Here is a 19,660-nt window from a genome sequence, read left to right on the forward strand (position 1 = left end):
AGCCCATCTGCCCAGTATCTCTTCATGTTGGATATCGGGCACCTTGTGTGTAAACGCGAGTCATTGTCGATAGGTCTTATTTTAGTTCAAAAAATGAACATGAAATTTTTTTGACTCAGCGACACCCCCCATGTAATCAACCGGCTCTGGGCCAGCCGCCTCGTGGCATTTTTCATATAAATTATCGGTAGAAAGTTCATCATAGTTTTGTCTCGTTAGATAATCATACCATGTTAAATCGTCCGATCCTCCCCATGTCCAGAAAATACCGACCGGTGCTTTATCGCTCCAATTGCCAAAAATACATTGAAAATGACCTGCGGTCGTCGTTAGTTTCTTTTCGATTAAAAACCGCGGGGCAAGCCATATCTCGAGCTTTTTTTTATTTTCCTGTTTCTTCCCTTTACGATAACCTGTCGATATACTCAAATACTTACCCACATTCCCACACTGCGATAAATCAAACGTACCCTCTAACGGATTCCCTAATTCTGATATCCGCATCGTTATCATACCCACTTCGCTTCCCTTTTGCGGGCGATAAATCAATACACTCTTTAAAAATCTTTCATAAATTTCTTCATGTCCTGGTACGCCATACCATGCTTCCTGGCAGAGCTTTTTTACGGTCTTACCAGCGATGAATCCTTCCTCGATCTGTTTTTGCCATTCTCTGCAAACAAGTAGTATGTTAACTGGACTACGATTGTTTAAACATTCATCAATAGCAGCAAGCTGTAAAACCATAGCCGTGATTTCTTTTGGACACCCATTGAATGGATTTTCTCGAATCTCTTCGCCTCTCCTCTTTTTTTGTTCGGGATCTTCGGTAATATCAGAGACACTTGGAACCCTATAGACGAATGGCCTTTTTACGCCTTGCTCACCACGCTCTGAGGAGTCTTCCATGCCGTGAATCCCCTGGGACGATGCAAAGGTCAGGGCGATCATTAAAGATGAGATAAGAACTTTCAAGCTTTTTTTCATAATAATCCTCCTTGGGATTAAGGCTTTTGGTTACTTGAGGCAATCTCCATGAAAGTAGTTGCTTAGAACAACGCTGGACAGCTAATTTCTAACAGATTCAAGAGTGTGAGTATACCATTATTTTTCGGCAGCGTTTTCGCAATTAAGATAGGGGCTTGTTAAAAATAACGTTAACAAATCAAGCAGTTCAGGCAAACCAACGATACCTTCTCAGGCATCAAATTTTCATAAATTGCTGCTCTTGTTTTTTATCGACTCCCCGTTCCTCTCACATAGCAGTCAGGGCGGGTTCCAGATAAAAGAGGTTTTGGCCAGGCGTATTTTAAAGAGATATGAGTAACATGCGGCATCATCCGGAAACTATTTTACAAATTCGCCATAGGTTTTGGGATAGGTAGACATAGCTGAAGGCTATATCTATGGAACATACCAGTCAACTGCATACCCATGTTATATTTTAATTTTACTTCTGCGATTAGAAATCAATAAAAAACAACTATTAAATCCCTATTAGAAATAAATCGAGCGATACGTATATTTAGGTAAATTATAAAAATAACCTTTGGAGAAAAGGCATGATTTCTAAGCACGAAGAGATTTGGAGCCGGCCTGAACCTTGGAAAGGCCCTATTCCTGATTATTATCGCCTGCAGTTAAATGATTTCCTGCAAAATAAAATGAGTATTGATCCAGACTATATATCATGGGCACGTAAAATTTGACCGTCGGTGGCGCTATGCCCATGAAAACAACTCCACCTCAACACCTTCAATTAAGAAACTGTTTTTGTAGACACTGATTTAATAGCTTCATCGATCGCCTTATCCAAATCTTTCATCTCAACCAACTTACCATTGACGGTAAAACCGGGTGCAAAATTGAGACCCAGTTCATGCCCTGTTATTAAGGCATCATGCAAAATAGCATCTTCGAGAGACCGATCATCCAATAACGGCTGAATCATGTCAGGGGTGATCCCAGTCGGTGCTAATAATTTTTCAATGACCTCTGTTGGTTTATCGGCGTTCACCCAATCGAAAGCGACTGTTTTGACCTTATCCGGGTTAAAGTTCTGTATAATTAACTTAGATCGTTCTAGATATTTGTTAACATCTCTCCCGGCCCAACATATAATTGACAATTTTAAAGAAAATTCATCAGTTGGAAAATCCTTCAATACAAAGTAGACCTTACCTGTATCTATGTACTTTTGCTTAAAGGCCGGAAGTTTATCGAGCTTAAATTCTGAACAATGATGACAGGTCAAGGAGTAGTACATCACAACTTTAACGGGTGCAGTTTTATCCCCAAATCCCACCTCGGGCAAACTGAGTGTGCTGGCAGGAATATCAACATCAGCCTTGGATTGAGCTATCCCCAAGGTTATCAAAAAAATCAATGGTCGCAAAAACTGCACGGGCACTCTCCAACTCGACACTATAATCTTCCTCTATAATAAAGGAAGTTCGCTATAATGCGCAAGCCAACCATTTACAAAAACGCTAAAATAAGTTACGGTTCAAAGTGAAAAAATGAGTTAAAATGTAAGTCCATGATTGAAAAAACTTTCTCCCCTCAAGACCTTGAAGAAAAGCTCTATGCCGACTGGGAAAAATCCGGTCTTTTTGCTTGTAACCCTAAGTCGAACAAACCGACTTATACGATTATGATGCCGCCCCCCAATGTAACAGGGAGCCTTCATGTCGGACATGCATTAACCTATACCTTGCAAGATGTATTGATCCGCTTTAAACGTATGTCGGGCTATGACGTCTTATGGCAACCGGGAACAGACCATGCGGGTATTGCCACCCAAATGGTTGTTGAACGCAATCTGGAAAAAGACGGAGTCAGCCGTCATGATTTGGGACGGGAAGCCTTTATTGATAAAATTTGGGAATGGAAAAATTATTCAGGTGGCGAAATTGTCCGTCAACAGCGCCGCCTTGGTATTTCTCCGGACTGGAGTCGTCAACGATTTACCATGGACGAAGGCTTAAGCGCCGCTGTTCGCAAGGTTTTCGTCCAACTTTTTAAAGATGGATTGATTTACCGCGATAAACGTTTAGTGAACTGGGACCCTAAGTTTCAAACAGCCGTCTCTGATCTGGAAGTTATTCCTCAAGACACAAAAGGTAATATGTATCACATTCGCTATCCGTTGGTGAGTGATGCTGAAAAATTCATTACCATCGCAACAACGCGCCCAGAAACGATGTTGGGGGATACAGCGGTTGCTGTTCATCCCGCCGATGAACGGTATAAAGACTTGGTCGGTCAAACAATTAAACTGCCCTTGATAGGCCGAGAAATTCCAATTGTCGCCGATGATTACTGCGATCAAGAAAAAGGGACTGGGGCAGTTAAAATTACCCCTGCCCATGACTTCAATGACTTTGAGCTTGGCCGACGCCATCAGTTGCCGCTTATCAACATCATGGATGAACGGGCCCATTTAAATAATTCTGTCCCAGACAAATATCGGGGTTTGAGTGTAGCTGCCGCCCGCAAGCAAATTTTAGCAGATCTTGAAGAATTAGGACTCCTTGAAAAAGTTGAGCCTATTATTCATGCCGTTCCGTTCGGTGAACGGTCAAATGTTGAAATTCAACCGATGTTGACTGACCAATGGTTCTTGGACGCCTATAAACTTGCTCAACCAGCCTTAGCTGCCGTTCGCAACGGTAAGACAACCTTTGTGCCGGAATTTTGGAATGCCACCTATTTTGATTGGCTTGAAAATATTCAACCCTGGTGCATTTCTCGTCAGATTTGGTGGGGCCATCAAGTACCAGCTTGGTTTGCCGATGATGGCAGTATCTTTGTTGCCGAAACTGAAGCAGAAGCCCAGGCCCAAGCTCAAGAAAAATTTGGCAAAACTGTTACTCTTACCCGTGATCCCGATGTTTTAGATACATGGTTTTCATCCGCCCTGTGGCCCTTTACGACATTGGGTTGGCCAGACGATAGCCTTGAGTTAAAACGCTATTATCCAACCGATGTCCTGGATACTGGGTTTGACATCATTTTCTTCTGGGTTGCTCGGATGATGATGATGGGGCTTTACTTTATTGGTGAAGTTCCCTTCAAAACAGTGTACATCCATGCTTTGGTGCGCGATGAAAAAGGGGCCAAGATGTCAAAGTCTAAAGGCAATGTCATGGATCCCCTGGTGTTAATGGATAAGTTTGGTACCGATGCCTTGCGTTTTACCTTGGCCAGTCTTGCTGTTCCGGGCCGCGACTTAAAATTAGGGGAATCTCGCGTTGAAGGTGGTCGTAACTTTATGACCAAAATTTGGAATGCCGCCCGCTTCATGCAAATGAACGAATGTGCTCGCCAAGACAATTTTATTCCACCCGAGGCAAAACTAACGGTAAATCGCTGGATCATTTCTGAAATGGCAGAACTTGCCACCCGAGTCTTTAAGTCGATTGAAACCTATCGGTTTGATGATGCCGCGAATGATCTTTATCGTTTTCTTTGGGGAACATTCTGTGATTTCTATCTAGAATTCTTAAAGCCTATTTTCGCCAATGTCGAAGATGCTGCTGCCTTAGCCGAAGCACGGGCTACAGCAAGCTGGGTGCTGGCAGAATTCCTGCGGGTGGCACATCCAATTATGCCGTTCATTACTGAAGAATTATGGAAAAGCTTTGGCGACGGTCAGATGCTCCTCGGTCATACATGGCCAAGCTATGGGAAAGCACAAACCGATACAGCTTATATAGATTCTAAAGCTCAAGAAGAAATGCAATGGTTGGTAAATTTAATTATAGAAATTCGATCCCGCCGCAGTGAATTTAATGTGGCTCCTGGTGCCCCGACACCCCTGAGTTTCCATGAAGTTACCTCTGAAATTGAAGTCCGCATCCGCCGTCACGAGGTGATTCTCAAGCGATTGGGTCGAATTTCTGATTTAACAATCCAGGCTGCCTCTCCCAACCTTAATAAAGGTGACGTTCAATTTGTGGTGGGGGAAACAACAATTGTGCTACCATTGGCTGACAGTATCGATCTAGAAGCTGAAATGGCTCGTTTAAAAAAAGAGATTGATGCCCAAGACAAGGAAATTACAACTCTTGAAGCTCGTCTCAATAACGCTGATTTTATCAGTAAAGCTAAACCAGAAATTATTAGCGAGTTTAAAGAACGGCTTGGTGCTGCAAATCAGACAAAAGCAAAAGTACAACAAGCGCTCAACCGGCTTGCATAAATAAGGGACGCAATCGTGATACAAACCCCACTGCTCGACCACGTTAATTTTCCTCGAGATCTTAAGTCTTTTGAGATAGAGCAACTTAAACAATTGGCAGATGAGTTGCGGCAAGAGACGATCTCAGTGGTATCTCAAACAGGGGGCCATTTAGGCGCGAGCTTGGGGGTGGTGGAACTAACCGTCGCCTTGCACTATGTTTTTAATACACCCGAGGACAAGTTAATTTGGGATGTCGGCCATCAAGCTTATCCTCACAAAATTTTGACCGGCCGACGCGCCCAAATGCCGTACTTACGCCAAAAAGATGGTCCTTCTGGCTTTACCAAACGATCAGAAAGTAACTATGATCCCTTTGGTGCAGCCCATGCAGGAACCTCAATTTCGGCGGCTCTTGGTTTTGCTGTTGCGCACGACATGCATGGCAAAAAAAATCACGCGATAGCGGTGATTGGGGATGGCTCCATGAGTTCGGGTATGGCTTACGAAGCTCTTAATAACGCCGGGGCGATGAAGAGCCGTCTTATTGTCATTTTAAATGATAATGACATGTCGATTGCTCCCCCCGTCGGTGCTATGAGCAATTATTTTTCCCGATTGATTTCATCTCGCCCTTACCAATCCTTGCGCACGATGGCTAAGGAAGTTGTCAGTCATCTGCCCAAATCTTTAGAAACAGCTGCAAAGCGAGTGGAAGAATATGCCCGCGGTATGGTGGCGGGTGGAACGTGGTTTGAAGAAATGGGCTTCTTTTACGTGGGTCCCATTGATGGTCACAATTTAGACCACTTGATCCCTGTGCTACAAAACATGCGCGACCGTGTCGAAGAAGGCCCTGTCTTAATTCATGTGGTTACCCAAAAGGGACGTGGTTATGCGCCAGCCGAAGCTGCCGCTGATAAATACCATGGCGTCGTCAAATTTGATGTATCAACAGGACAACAGCATAAAGCTCAGGCTATCGCGCCCAGCTATACCAAAGTCTATGCTGATTCATTAATTGAAGTGGCCCGTCAAGACGAGAAAGTCGTCGCTATTACAGCTGCTATGCCAGCCGGGACAGGCCTTGATCTTTTTGCCAAAGTATTTCCAGACCGTTGCTTTGATGTGGGGATTGCCGAACAACATGCGGTCACCTTTGCCGCCGGCCTTGCCTGTGAAGGTCTAAAACCGTTCGCAACGATCTATTCAACCTTTTTGCAACGCGGATTTGACCAAGTAGTCCATGATGTGATGCTGCAAAAATTACCGGTTCGCTTTGCCATGGACCGTGCCGGCTTTGTCGGCGCTGATGGCGCGACACACGCGGGTTGTTATGATTTGGCCTTCTTAGGGTGCTTACCGCATATGGTCATTATGGCACCCAGCGATGAGTTAGAATTAAAGCACGCCGTTACCACAGCCCATGCCATTGATGATGCGCCCTCTGCTTTCCGTTATCCGCGGGGCGAGGGACTGGGGCTTGATCTATCTCAACCGGGCCAAATTCTTGAGATTGGGAAGGGTCGACTTATTCGGGAAGGGAATCATGTTGCAATTCTATCTTTAGGTTGCCGCTTACCGGAAGCTTTGAAAGCAGCCGATACCCTGGCCGAACTTGGAATCCATATCACCGTTGCTGATGCTCGTTTTGCAAAACCCGTGGACGAAAATCTGATCTGTCAATTGGCTAAACACCATGAAATTTTACTAACCATTGAGTCAGGATCCATTGGAGGTTTTGCCGCCCAAGTAACAGACGTGCTAGCCAAACATTGGCTTTTTGACACCGGTTTAAAATTCCGCCCTCTTTATATGCCGGATCGTTTACTTGACCATGACGTCCCTTCCAGTCAATATGAAGAAGCAGGTCTAACGGCGCATCATATTATCACAACTGTCTTGCAGGCACTTGGTAAGGAACAGTTGTACCTTAAAATTGCGACTTAACAGACAGTGACAAAACTTAAATTAGAGCCAATACAACCCAGAGGTGATCATGGACATTATTATTCTTCCCTTAATCTATGTTATTAATGTTGTTCTTAATCTCTATTGGTGGGCGGTCGTTATTTATTTAGTTATGAGCTGGCTCGAAGCCTTTAATATCATTAATCGTTATAATCAGGCTGTTTATAACCTTAATGCATTTCTATTTCGAATTGTTGAACCCGCTCTTATCCCCATTCGTCGGTTCTTACCAAACCTAAGTGGCATTGATTTATCGCCCGTGATTTTGCTGGTAGGAATTTCATTTGTTCAGATGATCATCAATCTTTTGCTCCTAAAGTTTGTCTAACAGCAGAATTAACCTCTTTCAAATAGAAACAATTCCCTCTACAATTAAATAAAATTGTATATAAATAGGGGGAATTATGTCTAAAGCATCTGTGATTTTAGCCTTACTAACGACAGCAGCGATGGCATCACCAACAGCTGTTAAACAACCAGAAGTCTTACCATTAGGAACAGCAGCGACTTATACGTCAAAAGAGGATAAAGCTATCCTTGATAATGCAAAAACCGCACCAACTGAGGCAGACAAATCCAAAGAAACCATAAACGATGCCAAGACAAGCTTAGAGCAGTCAGCAAAACCTGACGAGCAGAAAGCAGATTCTACAAAAGTTGCCTCTATCGCTATCGATGGCACTGTCAAAATGACAGAAGAAAAAGCAGCCAGTGATGATAAAGACTTTGAGGCGAAAGCTCTGGAAGTGGGGGAAAGTTCACACCATGGGGAAATGAAAGTAGCTGAGGCCGTAACATCCTCTTCACTCTCCCCAGCTCAGCAAGCTGATATTGAAAAAATCATGATTAATTTGATTGAAAAGAATCCAGAGATTCTAGTTAAGGCGATCCAAAATTACAGCGAACAACAACAAAAAGAGATGCTGAAAAAAGAAGCTGAAAAAATGTCCAAGTTCAAAGATGACTTGTTGATCGACAATACAGCCATCATCGGTGGCAATCCAAATGGTGCCGTAAAGCTAGTTGTATTTGCGGACCCGAACTGCCCACACTGTCGTCATTTTGAAGCAAACTTGAGTGAAATCAAAGGGCTTTACAGCAACCTTAAAATCTACCTTCGTCCATGGCCAATTATGGGTAAAGAATCCGCTGATGTGGTAACAGGCTTAATGGCAGCAGCAAAACAGGGTTATGATAAGTATGATTCTATCGCGATGCGTATTGCCTCTAGCAATGAAAAAATGGATAAACCAAAGTTCCTAAAACTTTCAAAAGAATTAGGGTTAGATACCAAAAAATTACAGAAAGCGATGGATAGCGAAGAAGTCCGCAAAGAAATCAAATCCAATCATGAACTTGCTGTGAAAATTGGTTTAGACGCCACGCCAACGATCGTTATGTTTGATGCTGAGGGCGCCCATATCATCATTCCAGGCGACAAGGAATCTCTCAAGAAATCCTTGACTGATGCCAAAGCCTAAGAGGGGAATGGGGGTTATCCTGATCCCTTGTTTCTTCTTTGGGTGAGCATTTAGAAATCAATCAACGAGCCATCTGGCTCGTTGATTTTGTTTAAAAATAGAAAGAAGTTTATTTCTTTGCCCCAAATGCCCCTACTGATTCAAGTTTAAATAGTATGGATGTTTCTTGGTGGCGTTCCTCGTGACCAACTACCGTATAAAGAATACCAGTTTTTGCATTTATAATAAGGGATCTCGGAGCAACCACCGCTGATAGATTATCGAGAGCATCAATTTTATCCAAACTAACCCCTTTGAAATCTTTTACTTTTTTACCAAAAGAGGATGCTTTAATATACTTATATGTATTTTGATACCCTTCTCTATGAATAAAAACGCAAGACTCTATATCAGCTTGTATTGTTTGAAATCCTTTGTTTTTTAAACTTTCCCATACATTTTTTAAGACAATGGAGTAATGAGAACTTACCAATGTTACTTGAGCGGATTGTCGAAAATTGGCCGGAACCCTGTCTAACAAACGATTTAGTTTACCCTTATCTATATTAACAATGTCTATATGTGAGGCGTAGGTAGCAGTGGGCGTGTAAATAGTTATACCAACACAATCAAAAAGACTATGGATAAGGAAATAATCCTTAATATTTGCTCCTTTATTAATCTTAGCTATTCCTTGAGAAACCACTGTACAAGTACTGAATGTCTCCATAAATGCATGCAGATCAGCCTCCCTAAGAAGGACATATGTTGGTTTGGGAAGGGATAGAATTTCCTCTTCATTTACCCCAACTTCTTTCATTTTTTGGGCATACCTATCATCCGAACACACAGCAAGACGCTGATGTAAAGGGGCCTCACCAGCAACACTATAGGTTGAGGGGATAGCTGGTAACTCCCAAGATATTTCTTTAGCTTTAACCATTGGTATTGCAGCAAATATGATAAAAAATAGGGTTTGAAGATATAGTGAAAATTTCATGCGAGAATTTCTTCCTTGTACTGTCTCATTAAAAGCATATGTTCTACCTCAGGACATATATAGACACTAGAATAAGCAAACTACAAAATTATTTACTAGGCTTTTTAGCCTAAAATCGTTTAAAAATATCATTATGAGTAAAGCATTCAAAAAAATTCTCGTTGATGGCCCAACACGCCAACTGGCCGCGCGTCTTCTTAAGGAACATGTCATGCCCTATCGGGCACGATTTTTCTTTGCCCTTATATTCATGATCCTGGCTGCCGCCGCTAATGGAGCCATCCCCTTTATCTTACAACCCGTTTTTGACGATGTTTTTTATAAAGGTAATCCAGACATGTTGTTTTGGATTAGTGGTTCCGTCTTTTTAGCCTTTGCCATCCGTGGGTTCGCATCTTACGGCGAAGCCATCACCATGTCTATCATCGGCCAGCGCATTATTTGTGACTTGCAGAACCGTCTCTTCCATCACTTAATGCGTCTAGACCTTAGCTTTTTCCATCGAACGTCAAGTGGAGAATTAATTTCCCGCTTTACCAATGATATTATGCTGATGCGTTATTCTGTCAGCAATGTTGTGGTGGGACTCGGCAAAGACTTTATCAGTTTGATCGTCCTTATCGGGATCATGTTTTATCGGGACTGGCTATTAGCATCTATTGCGTTCTTTTTACTTCCCTCCGTTGTTTTACCCATTTCAAAGGTTTCGCGGCGGATGCGTAAGGTGACCTATAACACGCAGGATGAATTTGGTAAAATCACCGGGCAACTGTCCCAAATTTTTCAAGGTATGCGCGTGGTTAAAACCTATGGGATGGAAGGCTATGAAATTAATCGCGTCGAGAGTGCCACCGAGCGGGTTTATGAGCTTATTACGAAAGCAACCAGGATTAGAGCAACAACCTCTCCCATTATTGAAGTATTGGGGGGATTAACCACAACCTTAATTATTGCCTATGGCGGCTGGCAAGTCGTTAAGGGGACACGAACTCCGGGTGAATTTATCTCTTTTGCTGGTGCCCTCTTGCTGTGCTATGATCCGCTTAAGCGATTGGGCAATCTAAACTCCAGCCTTCAAGAAGGACTCAGTGCCGCTCAACGCGTTTTTGAAATAATAGATACTCCCCCCCACATTATAGACTCTCCAACCGCTCAGGCGCTTGATAAAGTCAGCGGTGATATAAAACTGAAGGATGTTTGTTTTTCTTATCCTAATGGAACACAGGCAATTAAAAATATTTCATTGACTGTTGCTGCCGGTCAAAGCATTGCTTTAGTTGGGGCAAGCGGCTCTGGGAAATCAACTTTTATTAATTTAATCCCTCGCTTTTATGATATAATGACAGGTGACATTCTGATTGACAATCTGCCGATCAAAAATTTACTGCTCACTTCGTTGCGTCGCCATATTGCCCTTGTCAGTCAAGAGATAACCTTATTCGATGATTCTATTTATAACAACATTGCCTATGGGCGAACAACAGCCAGCCATGATGAGGTTATCCAAGCGGCAAAATCAGCTGCTGCCCACGATTTTATCGAAAAATTACCTCAAGGCTATGGTACAATTGTCGGTGAAAACGGTGTTATGCTCTCTGGCGGGCAAAGACAACGCATCGCCATTGCCCGAGCTATGTTGAAAAATGCACCTATTTTATTGCTTGATGAAGCGACGAGCGCCTTAGATACGCATTCTGAACGTCACGTCCAGGGGGCTTTGGATACATTAATGCAAGGCAAAACAACCATCATCGTCGCTCATCGATTATCAACTATTGTCAATGTTGATACTATCTATGTGATGGATCAGGGTGAAATCGTCGAAACAGGTAGCCATGATGATCTAATTAAAAAGAATGGTCATTATGCTAATCTTTGGCGCGCTCAATCCTCAGCAGAAGGCGACAGCAACGAATGAGCAAGGTTCTTAAGAAACTGACGAAGAGTAGCTTTTTCCAGGACTTTCTGTCATGGATAATTAGCCTTTATTTAAAACTGGTATTCTATACCTCTCGCTGGACCTGGATAGGCTTAGAACAAGCCGATCCTTATTTCAACAAGGGGCCGTTGATTGTGTGTTTTTGGCACGGACGCATGGCGCTGATTCCCTTCATGAATCATTGGCCTCATAAGCGCATTGTGGCTCTGATTTCCGGTCACGGCGATGGGATGATGGTGGCCCGTACTTTTAAACGTCTGAAAATTGATTATACGAATGGATCCACCAACCGAGGTGGTGCTCGCGCTTTTCTTAAACTCGTCGATGTCTTAAAGAATAATGATATTGTCGGTATTATCCCCGATGGCCCGCGCGGCCCCGCTAAGCAACTTGCCGTTGGAATTATTCATTTATCCCGTCACAGCCAAGCGCCCATTATGCCCATGGCTTTTGCCACCTCGCGCTTTATTACCTTTAATAGTTGGGATAAATTTCAGCTCCCCCTCCCTTTTTCGAAAGGAATCTTTATATTCGGGGATCCAATTCAGGCCCTTGATACAACCCAACCCGATGATATTGAAGCATGGAGATTGAAAGTCCAAACGGCAGTCTCCACCCTTCAAGAACAAGCCGATAGCCTATTAAAAAATTAAGGATAATTATGACAAACGCCAAAACCATCACTTTGAAAGGGCGCTCAGCTGCTCGTCTTGCTGCCGTTCAAGCCATGTATCAAATCGATATAGAACCAACTGACCCCCGGATTGTCATCGGTCAATTCATTAGTTTGCGATTCAAAAAGCCTGAACAATATCATATGAAAAATCCTGACATATCCTTGTTTGAAACTCTTGTTATAGAAACATTGGCCAACAAAAATCAATACGATGATTTTATCACTCAAGTTTTATCGAGAGATTGGACTCTCGACCGGCTAGAATCAGTATTGAAGTCCATATTACGGTGCGGTGTTTGTGAATTAGATCAACAGCGGGAAACACCAAAAGCTGTGATTATTAATGAATATGTCAACTTAACCAAGACTTTTTATGATGGCCAAGAACCCGGTTTTATTAACGCTTCTTTGGATAAGCTAGCGCAGATGTTAGAGCGGTGATATGGTAAATTAAGAGTCCACCTCAATCCGGCTTTGCAGGCGTGCCTAACATAATTGTTCTAACTTTTTTGATGTTTTTTTCATTTATCCTGCAAAATGTCGTGGCAGAAAGTGAAAAAAAATCTGAAACTTCCACTCTATCAGTTGAAACATACTGGGAAGTCCCCGCCCTTATTATTCCTGTGGTTAAGGGCGACCAAGTTTATGCGTATGTCCGTATCCTTGTCCAAGTGATGACAAAAGACACAACGTCTATTTACGCCTACAAAGTTTACTACCCTTTGATTCAAGATCGCTTTTTCCGAGATATTTACGGGGCATTGTGCGATCAATGGCTGCCCGGCAAAGAACCGAATCAAAACACGATCGAAAAACGTCTTCAACGCGTGCTGGACAATTTAGTGGGACCTGACAAACTCGCCGTCTATATTGTTAATTTCTACTTTTATAAGCCTGAAAAGAAAAACTAGAACCCCGGAGTCAGGCTACAAGAAAGATGTTGACACCCTCTAATTCTTACTAAATTACTAAGATTTAGTCAAAAGGGGTTGATCTTATCACTTTAATAGGGTTAAAAAGGTAAAAACTAAGAGTCATATTTGAAGAAAACTGATGTTTATACAAACTGAAGAAACGCCCAATCCTGATAGCCTAAAGTTTATCCCCGGCCGTATGGTCTTGGAATCAGGAACCGCCTCATTTAACCAGAGTGATGACTGTGGGAACTCACCCTTTGCTAAACGGTTGTTGAGCATTGACGGCATTACAAGCGTTTTTTTTGGTAATGATTTTATCACCATTAGCAAGAAGACTGATCACGATTGGTACATTTTAAAACCATCAATTATCGGCATTATCATGGAGCAATTTGTTGCAGGACTGCCCATAATTATTGACAATTCAGAAGTTAGTCAATCGACGTCAGTGGACGAAGACCCTATCGTGCAGCAAATAAAAGAGTTGATTGACACGCGTGTTAGGCCAGCTGTTGCGCAAGATGGGGGTGACATCTTGTTCCATTCTTTTGAGAATGGTGTAGTGTATCTAAAGATGCAGGGAGCCTGCTCAGGGTGCCCGAGTTCAACGGCAACGTTAAAGTCGGGAATTGAAAACATGCTCCGTTATTACGTCCCCGAAGTTGAGGAAGTAAGAGCGGTAGAGTGAAGCGGAAATCTGACCCGGATGTGATACAGCTGTATCGCCGCTGAGGGAGCTTTAAAATGAAAAAAATAGTCGGTATGTCTCTAGGTATCCTAGCAACAACAGGTTATGTTAATTGTTTTGCCACAACACTTAAACAGCAAAGTGTTGAAGAAATTCGCAAAGTTGAAAAAGAAAAAGGCATCGAATTAGGACTTTTGGAAGCGATTGCCCAAATCGAATCTAAATTTAGCCCTTATGTTGTTAATGCCTGTGGTCGTGGCCATACTTTCAAATCCGCGGCAGAAGCGGCGAAATTTGTTAAAGAAAAACAGAAACAGGGATATCGCAATATTAGCGTTGGGCTGATGCAGCTCCATGTACCATCGCACCGACATCACTTTAAATCTCTCGAGCAAATGTGCGAGATTAAGTCCAATGTTGCTTATAGCGCAAAATTATTTAAGAAATTAAAAAGAAATGCAGGGTCGAATGAGGCAGCTGTTGAACGTTACCATTCTCCTGATCCGGCGGCACGAGAACGATATAAAACCCGGGTTTTTGGGGCATGGGCAAAAATTAAGCTTAAGCGCAAGAATGAACTTCAACAGATTAGCACTTCTCCTAAGACATACGAGGTAAAGCCTGAGAATAAAATAGAAAAGTCTAAAATTAGGCCCGCATTTTCTCCGGCAGGGATGGTAAGAAAAAAATAGTTTCACCTTGACAAGAGTATTCATTCTCTCCTCAATAAGGCTATGATTTATAAAGTGAGAGAACTACCATTATGAAATCTAAATTTTTTTTTGTACTAACCGCCGCTTTACTTTTACCTTTTCCATCGACAGCATTTCTCATTGACGATAATAAAATAATTCAATACTGGGAAGGGGACACGTTTATCAACATAACCCCCATGGAAGAATCACAGAGACGCGGAACAACTGAAGCTTTTGCCCAGGGTGTAGGGTCCATTTTAATTGAAAATCAAAAACATGCATCGATCAGTACGGCGGTTTTAATTGCTCCCAGCTTGCTCCTAACATGTGCACATTCCCTCCAGGAAAGAGATACTGCTGCTAAAATCAGTTTTGAAGTCAAGATTAATGGTGACTCTCACAAACGTAAAATTACAGATATTTTTTTGCCGAAGGATCCTCTATTTGAGGAGACCGGTGACATTGCTATTGTAAAACTAAACCAACCCATCCATATGATGTCTTATTTGCCGATCACCCCGCTCGCGACACATCAAATGATTCTCGAGGGAGGTAACGATAATAAAGCCGAGTTTATTGGCGTCTCAGCCGGCGCACTTAGAAAAAATGGTGACCCCTCACACAGCACTTTTTGCCGTCATGTGGGGATGTTTCATTTAAAAAAACCATCCTTTCTAGGATCATTAATATCACTATTTCGATTACCAGACACTTATAACCATGCTGATTACACGTTTCCTTCACACCATTCAAATTTTGTACCAATTTTTGATTATGAATATCAGCAAACACAATTCCCTTTAAAGGGTGGCTTACACGGCTGCTTACAGGCCGGCGACAGTGGCAGCCCCCTTCTTAAAAGCTTTAATGGCAAACTATACATTGTTGGTGTCGCAAGCGGTCAAACGCTGGATGAAGCCTTTGACTCAACCACCACCTCTCATTATAGACCTGGTGACTCATTTGAAAACCATTGGACACCTGCGTATAAGTATGGATCAGCCATTCAAGATATTCTACAATGTCATAATGCCCTCGATTATCAACCTGACTTTAAACCATCGCCTCGACTTTCTTAGAAAGTAAGAAGTATTGTAAACTAGCTAATTTTCATCTATCTACTTTAATAATCCCTAATAAAAATCATTGAAAAAAATTTTTAATGTGATATTTTATGACTGATTAATAAAATTGTAATAGGTTTATATAAAGCTCTTCACCTGCTACACTTTATAGTAGAGCCACGCCGAACTAGGTATTTATAATGACGGGTTACCACGATTTTCAAGAGATGAGTTCTCATTATCTTCAACGCATGAAACGGTTACCGATGTTAGAAGTTGATGAAGAATATCAGCTGGCCAAGCAATGGCGAGAAACAGGGGATAAGAAAGCTGTTGATAAGCTTGTCTTAAGCCATCTTAAACTTATTGCCAAAATAGCCCATGGATACCGGGGATATGGCTTACCGATAAGCGATCTTATCTCTGAAGGGCATATCGGCATTATGCAAGCTATGCGCCATTTTGATCCCGATAAAGGTTTTCGTTTGTCCACTTATGCAATATGGTGGATTAAAGCTGCTATACAAGAATACATTCTTCATAGCTATTCTCTTGTTAAAATAGGAACAACATCCGCCCAAAAGAAATTATTTTTTAATTTACGCAAAGAAAAAATGGCATTCCAAAATTTTGATGAACTTGATCTGTCCCCTGAAACGGCCAGTCAAATCGCTAAAAAATTAGGCGTAAAGGTGGAAGAGGTCATGCAAATGAATCATCGCCTATCATCAGTAACTAATTCTTTAAATGCCCCTATTAAATCATCCGCGGAAGGCGATTCTGAATGGATAGATTGGCTAGCGGATGATCGGGATACGCATGATGTCCATATCGCCGAGATTGATGAAATGAATAAACGCCGAGCGTTGCTGGGCGAAGCAATGAAAAGTCTAAACCAACGTGAACAAACGATTATACATGACCGTCGCCTGAGAGAAGAACCTTTAACCCTAGAAGAAGTAAGCGATAAATTAGGGGTTTCGAGAGAACGTATTCGCCAAATTGAACTACGGGCCTTTGACCGTTTACAAAAAGCCGTCAAACGCCTTAACAGAAAAGATTCGGATTTTAGCTAATGGTAATGCGGGATTGGCTCAATAAAATTCCACGCCCTCTTTTCCAACCTCGATTGGCATTGGCGACACTTAAGCTTTCTTTGAATCGGGAAGTCCCCTATGACCTTATGCGCATCTTTGGGATCTTTGGCCTGATTCACACGCTTTTAATCTATATAGTTGGAATTAATTATAAAGGTGTAGCAGATGTAGAAATAATCTTAAGGATTACTAACTTTACTTTATTTATCCCCCTTGTCTTTATAGAAAATTGGCCCGCTTGGCTACACCGAATCAAAAAATACTATTGGTTTTTCACCATTACGTTTGTTTTACCGTTTTTTGCAACCTTTATGTTCATTTTTCATAACGGAAGCCGTGCTTGGTTTACCAAAATCACAGTGGCCTTGCTGTGGATGGTTTTAGTAACTAACTGGAGCATGTTTCTTTTATGTTTAATAGCGGGAATTATGAGTGGAATCTTGGTTTATGGAGCAATTATAGATCCTAATTTCTCTAATTTTAATTTATCGTGGGCAGAATTAATTAATTCGTTTTGGATCGTCATTATTGCTGGTGTTTTTTCCTTAAAACGGGATGAAATAACTCGCAATCGTCTGGATTCCATGCGATCATTAGCCGGCGCAATCGCCCATGAAATGCGAACTCCCTTATTCGGCATCCGCTCTGCATCCACTTATCTTTCACAAAAACTTCCTAATTTTTTGGAAAAGTATACTCAAACACAAGGAAATGACCTTACCGAAAAAGACAAGAAATCTATTGAACGTATCATTAAAACCCCCGAGAAAATTAACGACATTACTAAAAATGCATTTTCAATTATTGATATGTTGTTAACTAACCTCAAAGGTATCAACGGTAAGTTGGAATGTACTGCTTATTCGGCCAATAGTATTATTGAGCAAGCTTTAGAACTTTATCCTTTATCGCCAAAAGAAAGACTTCTTATTCATTATGCCCCCGCCTCTGATCAAATGATCATAGGAAACAAAGATTTATTGATTCATGTTTTATTTAATCTTTTAAAAAACGCCCTTTACCATATAAAGGAAGATTCTAAAGGGGAAATCTATATCTGGACTGAGAATACAGCAGATTTCTTCACCATCTTTTTTAAAGATACAGGCAAAGGGATTCCAGGAAATACCCTTCCTTTCATCTTTGATCCATATTATAGTAGCACCAAATATGGAACAGGTGTTGGTCTACATTTTTGCAAACAAGTGGTCGAAGGATGTGGAGGAAAAATAACCTGTCGTTCTATAAAAAATCACGAAACAATATTTAAAATGGAACTTAAAAAGCAGCATGATAACAACCCAACATACCCTGAAGGCGAGCCCAGCCTTAACGAGATTTGATTTTTTCAATCGGCTGAAAGAATTAAAAGACGATTTCCACAATAATATTCTTTTTAAAGCAATGGTCAACGGTGAGTTTACGCCCGCTGCTCGTGATAAATTTCTTTTCCATCATCAATTTTTCTCAGACCAATTTCAGCGCTTAATTATGCTAAGGTCTGCTATGTGCACTCATCCTCAGCTCGAAGATATTTTCTATGGGCACCTCGTGGAAGAGCTTGGCCATCATAAAATGTTAGAAGCTGAACGCAATAAAATATCTCTTAAGAAAGACATTATAATCGAGGCTCTAACCATGTGGTTTCCTTATCAAATGTTTTCCACTTCCCCTCTTGAACAACTTGTTATTGTTAATTGTGGGGTTGAAACAGCAGCATTAATTATTTATCATTATGCAATTCCCGCTTTGGATCCTGAAAAAAAATCAGAATTCTTCAGGATTCATGAAATTCATGATGGGTATCATCAAACAATGGGGCACGATTTGTTAAAAAACCTTACTTCTCAAGAATATGAGAGATTAATTGCAATTTTAGAAGATACCTGGGCGATCTTAAATACTTTAATGGCCAGGTTGTGTACTTTATCTTTAGCGGATTAAGCAACATTTAAGATCTATTATATTATCGTAAGACATAAGCTTTGTTCATAGTTGGATTCAAAATGACTTTTTTACCTTATTACAAATTTCCTTCGACCGTCGTTCTAATTGATGATGCGGAAACAACAATTGAAGAAGTTGCAAAACTCTTTGAAGATGAACCGCAGATTACAAAAGTCTTTACCCACCAACAAGAAGCTTTGGATTTTATCAATAATTCACCTAAAACCGATGGCTTTATAAGCCGTCTGCAAGATGCTCCTGCCAGCTATGATTCTTTATATGCTTGTCATGAGGAAATCTATAATTCCGATCGATTCAACCAAGTTTCCTGCGTGTTGATAGACTATGACATGCCTGGAATGAATGGTCTTTCAGTTTGTGAAAAAATTAAAGATAGCCGTATTAAAAAAATACTATTAACTGGTGTTGCTGATGAACAGGTGGCAATAAACGCTTTCAACCGCGGCCTCATTGATTACTTTATCCGTAAGCATGATCCCAACTCTCCCGAACTTGTTCTAGAATTTACTCAAGATGCTATTAACAGGTTTTTTTATGATGTAACCCATCCAGCCATTGAATCTGTTATCAAACAAAGTTCATGGATAAATTCCCCGTTGAATATCGCTGACTATCGCACTTTTTTTGCAAAATTAATACATGAGCTACAAATTGTAGAATATTATTTATTAGATATTTCAGGGTCATTCTTCGCCATCGATAGCAATGGAATGGCAATCATTATTCAGACACTTACATCGGAAATGCTGGACCAACAGATAGAAGATTTAAAAAATACAATTCATTGGAAAAACTTAAAAGACTCTGATCAGCAAGCCATTATTCGTCGCGAAAAAACCCTTTGTTTATCCCCCCTTGTTGGGGCAGAGGAGCCAGATTATATCCTTGCAACAGTACGACTTGTCCCTCATCAAACAGGGTTATATGTGGCTAGATTTAGCGATGCGACGCGTGATCTAAATAAAATTAAACACTTCCATTTTCTCTAAAGACGAGTCGCTTA

General features: G+C 41.4%; 19 protein-coding genes. 16 read left to right on the plus strand and 3 right to left on the minus strand.

Going from position 1 to position 19,660, the window contains the following annotated elements:
* Nucleotides 1-81 precede the first annotated feature (81 nt).
* Complete coding sequence (locus ID47_RS08460; RefSeq protein WP_038465571.1) at nucleotides 82-987, minus strand: hypothetical protein; 906 nt, start codon at nucleotides 985-987, stop codon at nucleotides 82-84.
* Between the two features lie 575 nt (nucleotides 988-1,562).
* Here ID47_RS08460 and ID47_RS12995 point away from each other — a divergent pair.
* The gene (locus ID47_RS12995) at nucleotides 1,563-1,709 is read left to right on the plus strand and encodes a hypothetical protein (RefSeq protein ID WP_156956712.1); all 147 of its coding nucleotides are present in this window, start codon (nucleotides 1,563-1,565) and stop codon (nucleotides 1,707-1,709) included.
* Nucleotides 1,710-1,759: 50 nt separating this feature from the next.
* Here the strand turns inward: ID47_RS12995 and ID47_RS12010 are convergent, their stop codons facing one another.
* A complete protein-coding gene (locus ID47_RS12010; protein ID WP_156956713.1) occupies nucleotides 1,760-2,425 on the minus strand; it encodes a DsbA family protein in 666 nt (221 codons plus the stop codon).
* A gap of 114 nt (nucleotides 2,426-2,539) precedes the next feature.
* Between ID47_RS12010 and ID47_RS08470 the strand changes: the two genes are divergently transcribed.
* The 4 genes from ID47_RS08470 (at nucleotide 2,540) to ID47_RS08485 (ending at nucleotide 8,634) form a co-directional block, all read left to right on the plus strand.
* Nucleotides 2,540-5,203, plus strand: a complete 2,664-nt coding sequence (locus tag ID47_RS08470; protein ID WP_038465573.1) for a valine--tRNA ligase — start codon at nucleotides 2,540-2,542, stop codon at nucleotides 5,201-5,203.
* Nucleotides 5,204-5,218: 15 nt separating this feature from the next.
* Nucleotides 5,219-7,132, plus strand: a complete 1,914-nt coding sequence (gene dxs / locus ID47_RS08475; RefSeq protein WP_198022277.1) for a 1-deoxy-D-xylulose-5-phosphate synthase — start codon at nucleotides 5,219-5,221, stop codon at nucleotides 7,130-7,132.
* Between the two features lie 49 nt (nucleotides 7,133-7,181).
* Nucleotides 7,182-7,481: a YggT family protein gene (locus ID47_RS08480; RefSeq protein ID WP_038465577.1), complete on the plus strand. Its 300-nt coding sequence runs from the start codon at nucleotides 7,182-7,184 to the stop codon at nucleotides 7,479-7,481.
* 76 nt (nucleotides 7,482-7,557) lie between these two features.
* Nucleotides 7,558-8,634, plus strand: coding sequence for a DsbA family protein (locus ID47_RS08485; protein ID WP_038465579.1), 1,077 nt, complete (start codon nucleotides 7,558-7,560; stop codon nucleotides 8,632-8,634).
* A 109-nt stretch (nucleotides 8,635-8,743) separates the two neighbouring features.
* Here ID47_RS08485 and ID47_RS08490 read toward each other — a convergent pair whose 3' ends face one another.
* Nucleotides 8,744-9,613 carry a hypothetical protein gene (locus ID47_RS08490; protein ID WP_038465581.1) on the minus strand — a complete coding sequence of 290 codons (870 nt, stop codon included), beginning with the start codon at nucleotides 9,611-9,613 and terminating at the stop codon, nucleotides 8,744-8,746.
* A gap of 133 nt (nucleotides 9,614-9,746) precedes the next feature.
* On the opposite strand from ID47_RS08490, the gene ID47_RS08495 reads away from it, so the two are divergent.
* From ID47_RS08495 to ID47_RS08545, 11 genes are all read left to right on the plus strand, one after another.
* Nucleotides 9,747-11,531 carry an ABC transporter ATP-binding protein gene (locus ID47_RS08495; RefSeq protein WP_038465583.1) on the plus strand — a complete coding sequence of 595 codons (1,785 nt, stop codon included), beginning with the start codon at nucleotides 9,747-9,749 and terminating at the stop codon, nucleotides 11,529-11,531.
* Nucleotides 11,528-12,205, plus strand: coding sequence for a lysophospholipid acyltransferase family protein (locus ID47_RS08500; RefSeq protein WP_038465585.1), 678 nt, complete (start codon nucleotides 11,528-11,530; stop codon nucleotides 12,203-12,205). The genes ID47_RS08495 and ID47_RS08500 overlap by 4 nt, the downstream gene beginning before the upstream one ends.
* An 8-nt stretch (nucleotides 12,206-12,213) precedes the next feature.
* On the plus strand, nucleotides 12,214-12,669 hold the full coding sequence (nusB, locus tag ID47_RS08505; RefSeq protein ID WP_038465588.1) for a transcription antitermination factor NusB: 456 nt from the start codon (nucleotides 12,214-12,216) through the stop codon (nucleotides 12,667-12,669).
* A 71-nt stretch (nucleotides 12,670-12,740) separates the two neighbouring features.
* Entirely contained in the window at nucleotides 12,741-13,139 is a 399-nt protein-coding gene (locus ID47_RS08510) for a hypothetical protein (protein ID WP_038465590.1), read from the plus strand.
* A gap of 142 nt (nucleotides 13,140-13,281) precedes the next feature.
* Nucleotides 13,282-13,833 carry a NifU family protein gene (locus tag ID47_RS13760; RefSeq protein ID WP_038465592.1) on the plus strand — a complete coding sequence of 184 codons (552 nt, stop codon included), beginning with the start codon at nucleotides 13,282-13,284 and terminating at the stop codon, nucleotides 13,831-13,833.
* A 56-nt stretch (nucleotides 13,834-13,889) separates the two neighbouring features.
* Nucleotides 13,890-14,525 (plus strand): transglycosylase SLT domain-containing protein, encoded by a 636-nt coding sequence (locus tag ID47_RS08520; RefSeq protein ID WP_038465595.1) that lies wholly within the window; start codon nucleotides 13,890-13,892, stop codon nucleotides 14,523-14,525.
* Nucleotides 14,526-14,596: 71 nt separating this feature from the next.
* Nucleotides 14,597-15,607 (plus strand): trypsin-like serine peptidase, encoded by a 1,011-nt coding sequence (locus ID47_RS08525; RefSeq protein ID WP_038465596.1) that lies wholly within the window; start codon nucleotides 14,597-14,599, stop codon nucleotides 15,605-15,607.
* A 185-nt stretch (nucleotides 15,608-15,792) separates the two neighbouring features.
* Complete coding sequence (rpoH, locus tag ID47_RS08530; RefSeq protein WP_038465598.1) at nucleotides 15,793-16,668, plus strand: RNA polymerase sigma factor RpoH; 876 nt, start codon at nucleotides 15,793-15,795, stop codon at nucleotides 16,666-16,668.
* A gap of 5 nt (nucleotides 16,669-16,673) precedes the next feature.
* The gene (locus ID47_RS08535; RefSeq protein WP_198022278.1) at nucleotides 16,674-18,032 is read left to right on the plus strand and encodes a sensor histidine kinase; all 1,359 of its coding nucleotides are present in this window, start codon (nucleotides 16,674-16,676) and stop codon (nucleotides 18,030-18,032) included.
* On the plus strand, nucleotides 17,980-18,633 hold the full coding sequence (locus tag ID47_RS08540; protein WP_038465602.1) for a hypothetical protein: 654 nt from the start codon (nucleotides 17,980-17,982) through the stop codon (nucleotides 18,631-18,633). The genes ID47_RS08535 and ID47_RS08540 overlap by 53 nt, the downstream gene beginning before the upstream one ends.
* 62 nt (nucleotides 18,634-18,695) lie before the next feature.
* Nucleotides 18,696-19,646: a response regulator gene (locus tag ID47_RS08545; protein ID WP_038465604.1), complete on the plus strand. Its 951-nt coding sequence runs from the start codon at nucleotides 18,696-18,698 to the stop codon at nucleotides 19,644-19,646.
* Nucleotides 19,647-19,660 lie beyond the last annotated feature (14 nt).

It is taken from the genome of Candidatus Paracaedibacter acanthamoebae, assembly GCF_000742835.1.
Lineage (GTDB): Bacteria > Pseudomonadota > Alphaproteobacteria > Paracaedibacterales > Paracaedibacteraceae > Paracaedibacter > Paracaedibacter acanthamoebae.

Coding starts and splice junctions, on each gene's coding strand:
- ID47_RS08460 (WP_038465571.1), bottom strand. CDS start 987: ATGAAAAAAAGCTTGAAAGTTCTTATCTCATCTTTAATGATCGCCCTG.
- ID47_RS12995 (WP_156956712.1), top strand. CDS start 1,563: ATGATTTCTAAGCACGAAGAGATTTGGAGCCGGCCTGAACCTTGGAAA.
- ID47_RS08470 (WP_038465573.1), top strand. CDS start 2,540: ATGATTGAAAAAACTTTCTCCCCTCAAGACCTTGAAGAAAAGCTCTAT.
- ID47_RS08480 (WP_038465577.1), top strand. CDS start 7,182: ATGGACATTATTATTCTTCCCTTAATCTATGTTATTAATGTTGTTCTT.
- ID47_RS08485 (WP_038465579.1), top strand. CDS start 7,558: ATGTCTAAAGCATCTGTGATTTTAGCCTTACTAACGACAGCAGCGATG.
- ID47_RS08490 (WP_038465581.1), bottom strand. CDS start 9,613: ATGAAATTTTCACTATATCTTCAAACCCTATTTTTTATCATATTTGCT.
- ID47_RS08495 (WP_038465583.1), top strand. CDS start 9,747: ATGAGTAAAGCATTCAAAAAAATTCTCGTTGATGGCCCAACACGCCAA.
- ID47_RS08500 (WP_038465585.1), top strand. CDS start 11,528: ATGAGCAAGGTTCTTAAGAAACTGACGAAGAGTAGCTTTTTCCAGGAC.
- nusB (WP_038465588.1), top strand. CDS start 12,214: ATGACAAACGCCAAAACCATCACTTTGAAAGGGCGCTCAGCTGCTCGT.
- ID47_RS08510 (WP_038465590.1), top strand. CDS start 12,741: ATGTTTTTTTCATTTATCCTGCAAAATGTCGTGGCAGAAAGTGAAAAA.
- ID47_RS13760 (WP_038465592.1), top strand. CDS start 13,282: ATGTTTATACAAACTGAAGAAACGCCCAATCCTGATAGCCTAAAGTTT.
- ID47_RS08520 (WP_038465595.1), top strand. CDS start 13,890: ATGAAAAAAATAGTCGGTATGTCTCTAGGTATCCTAGCAACAACAGGT.
- ID47_RS08525 (WP_038465596.1), top strand. CDS start 14,597: ATGAAATCTAAATTTTTTTTTGTACTAACCGCCGCTTTACTTTTACCT.
- rpoH (WP_038465598.1), top strand. CDS start 15,793: ATGACGGGTTACCACGATTTTCAAGAGATGAGTTCTCATTATCTTCAA.
- ID47_RS08535 (WP_198022278.1), top strand. CDS start 16,674: ATGCGGGATTGGCTCAATAAAATTCCACGCCCTCTTTTCCAACCTCGA.
- ID47_RS08540 (WP_038465602.1), top strand. CDS start 17,980: ATGATAACAACCCAACATACCCTGAAGGCGAGCCCAGCCTTAACGAGA.
- ID47_RS08545 (WP_038465604.1), top strand. CDS start 18,696: ATGACTTTTTTACCTTATTACAAATTTCCTTCGACCGTCGTTCTAATT.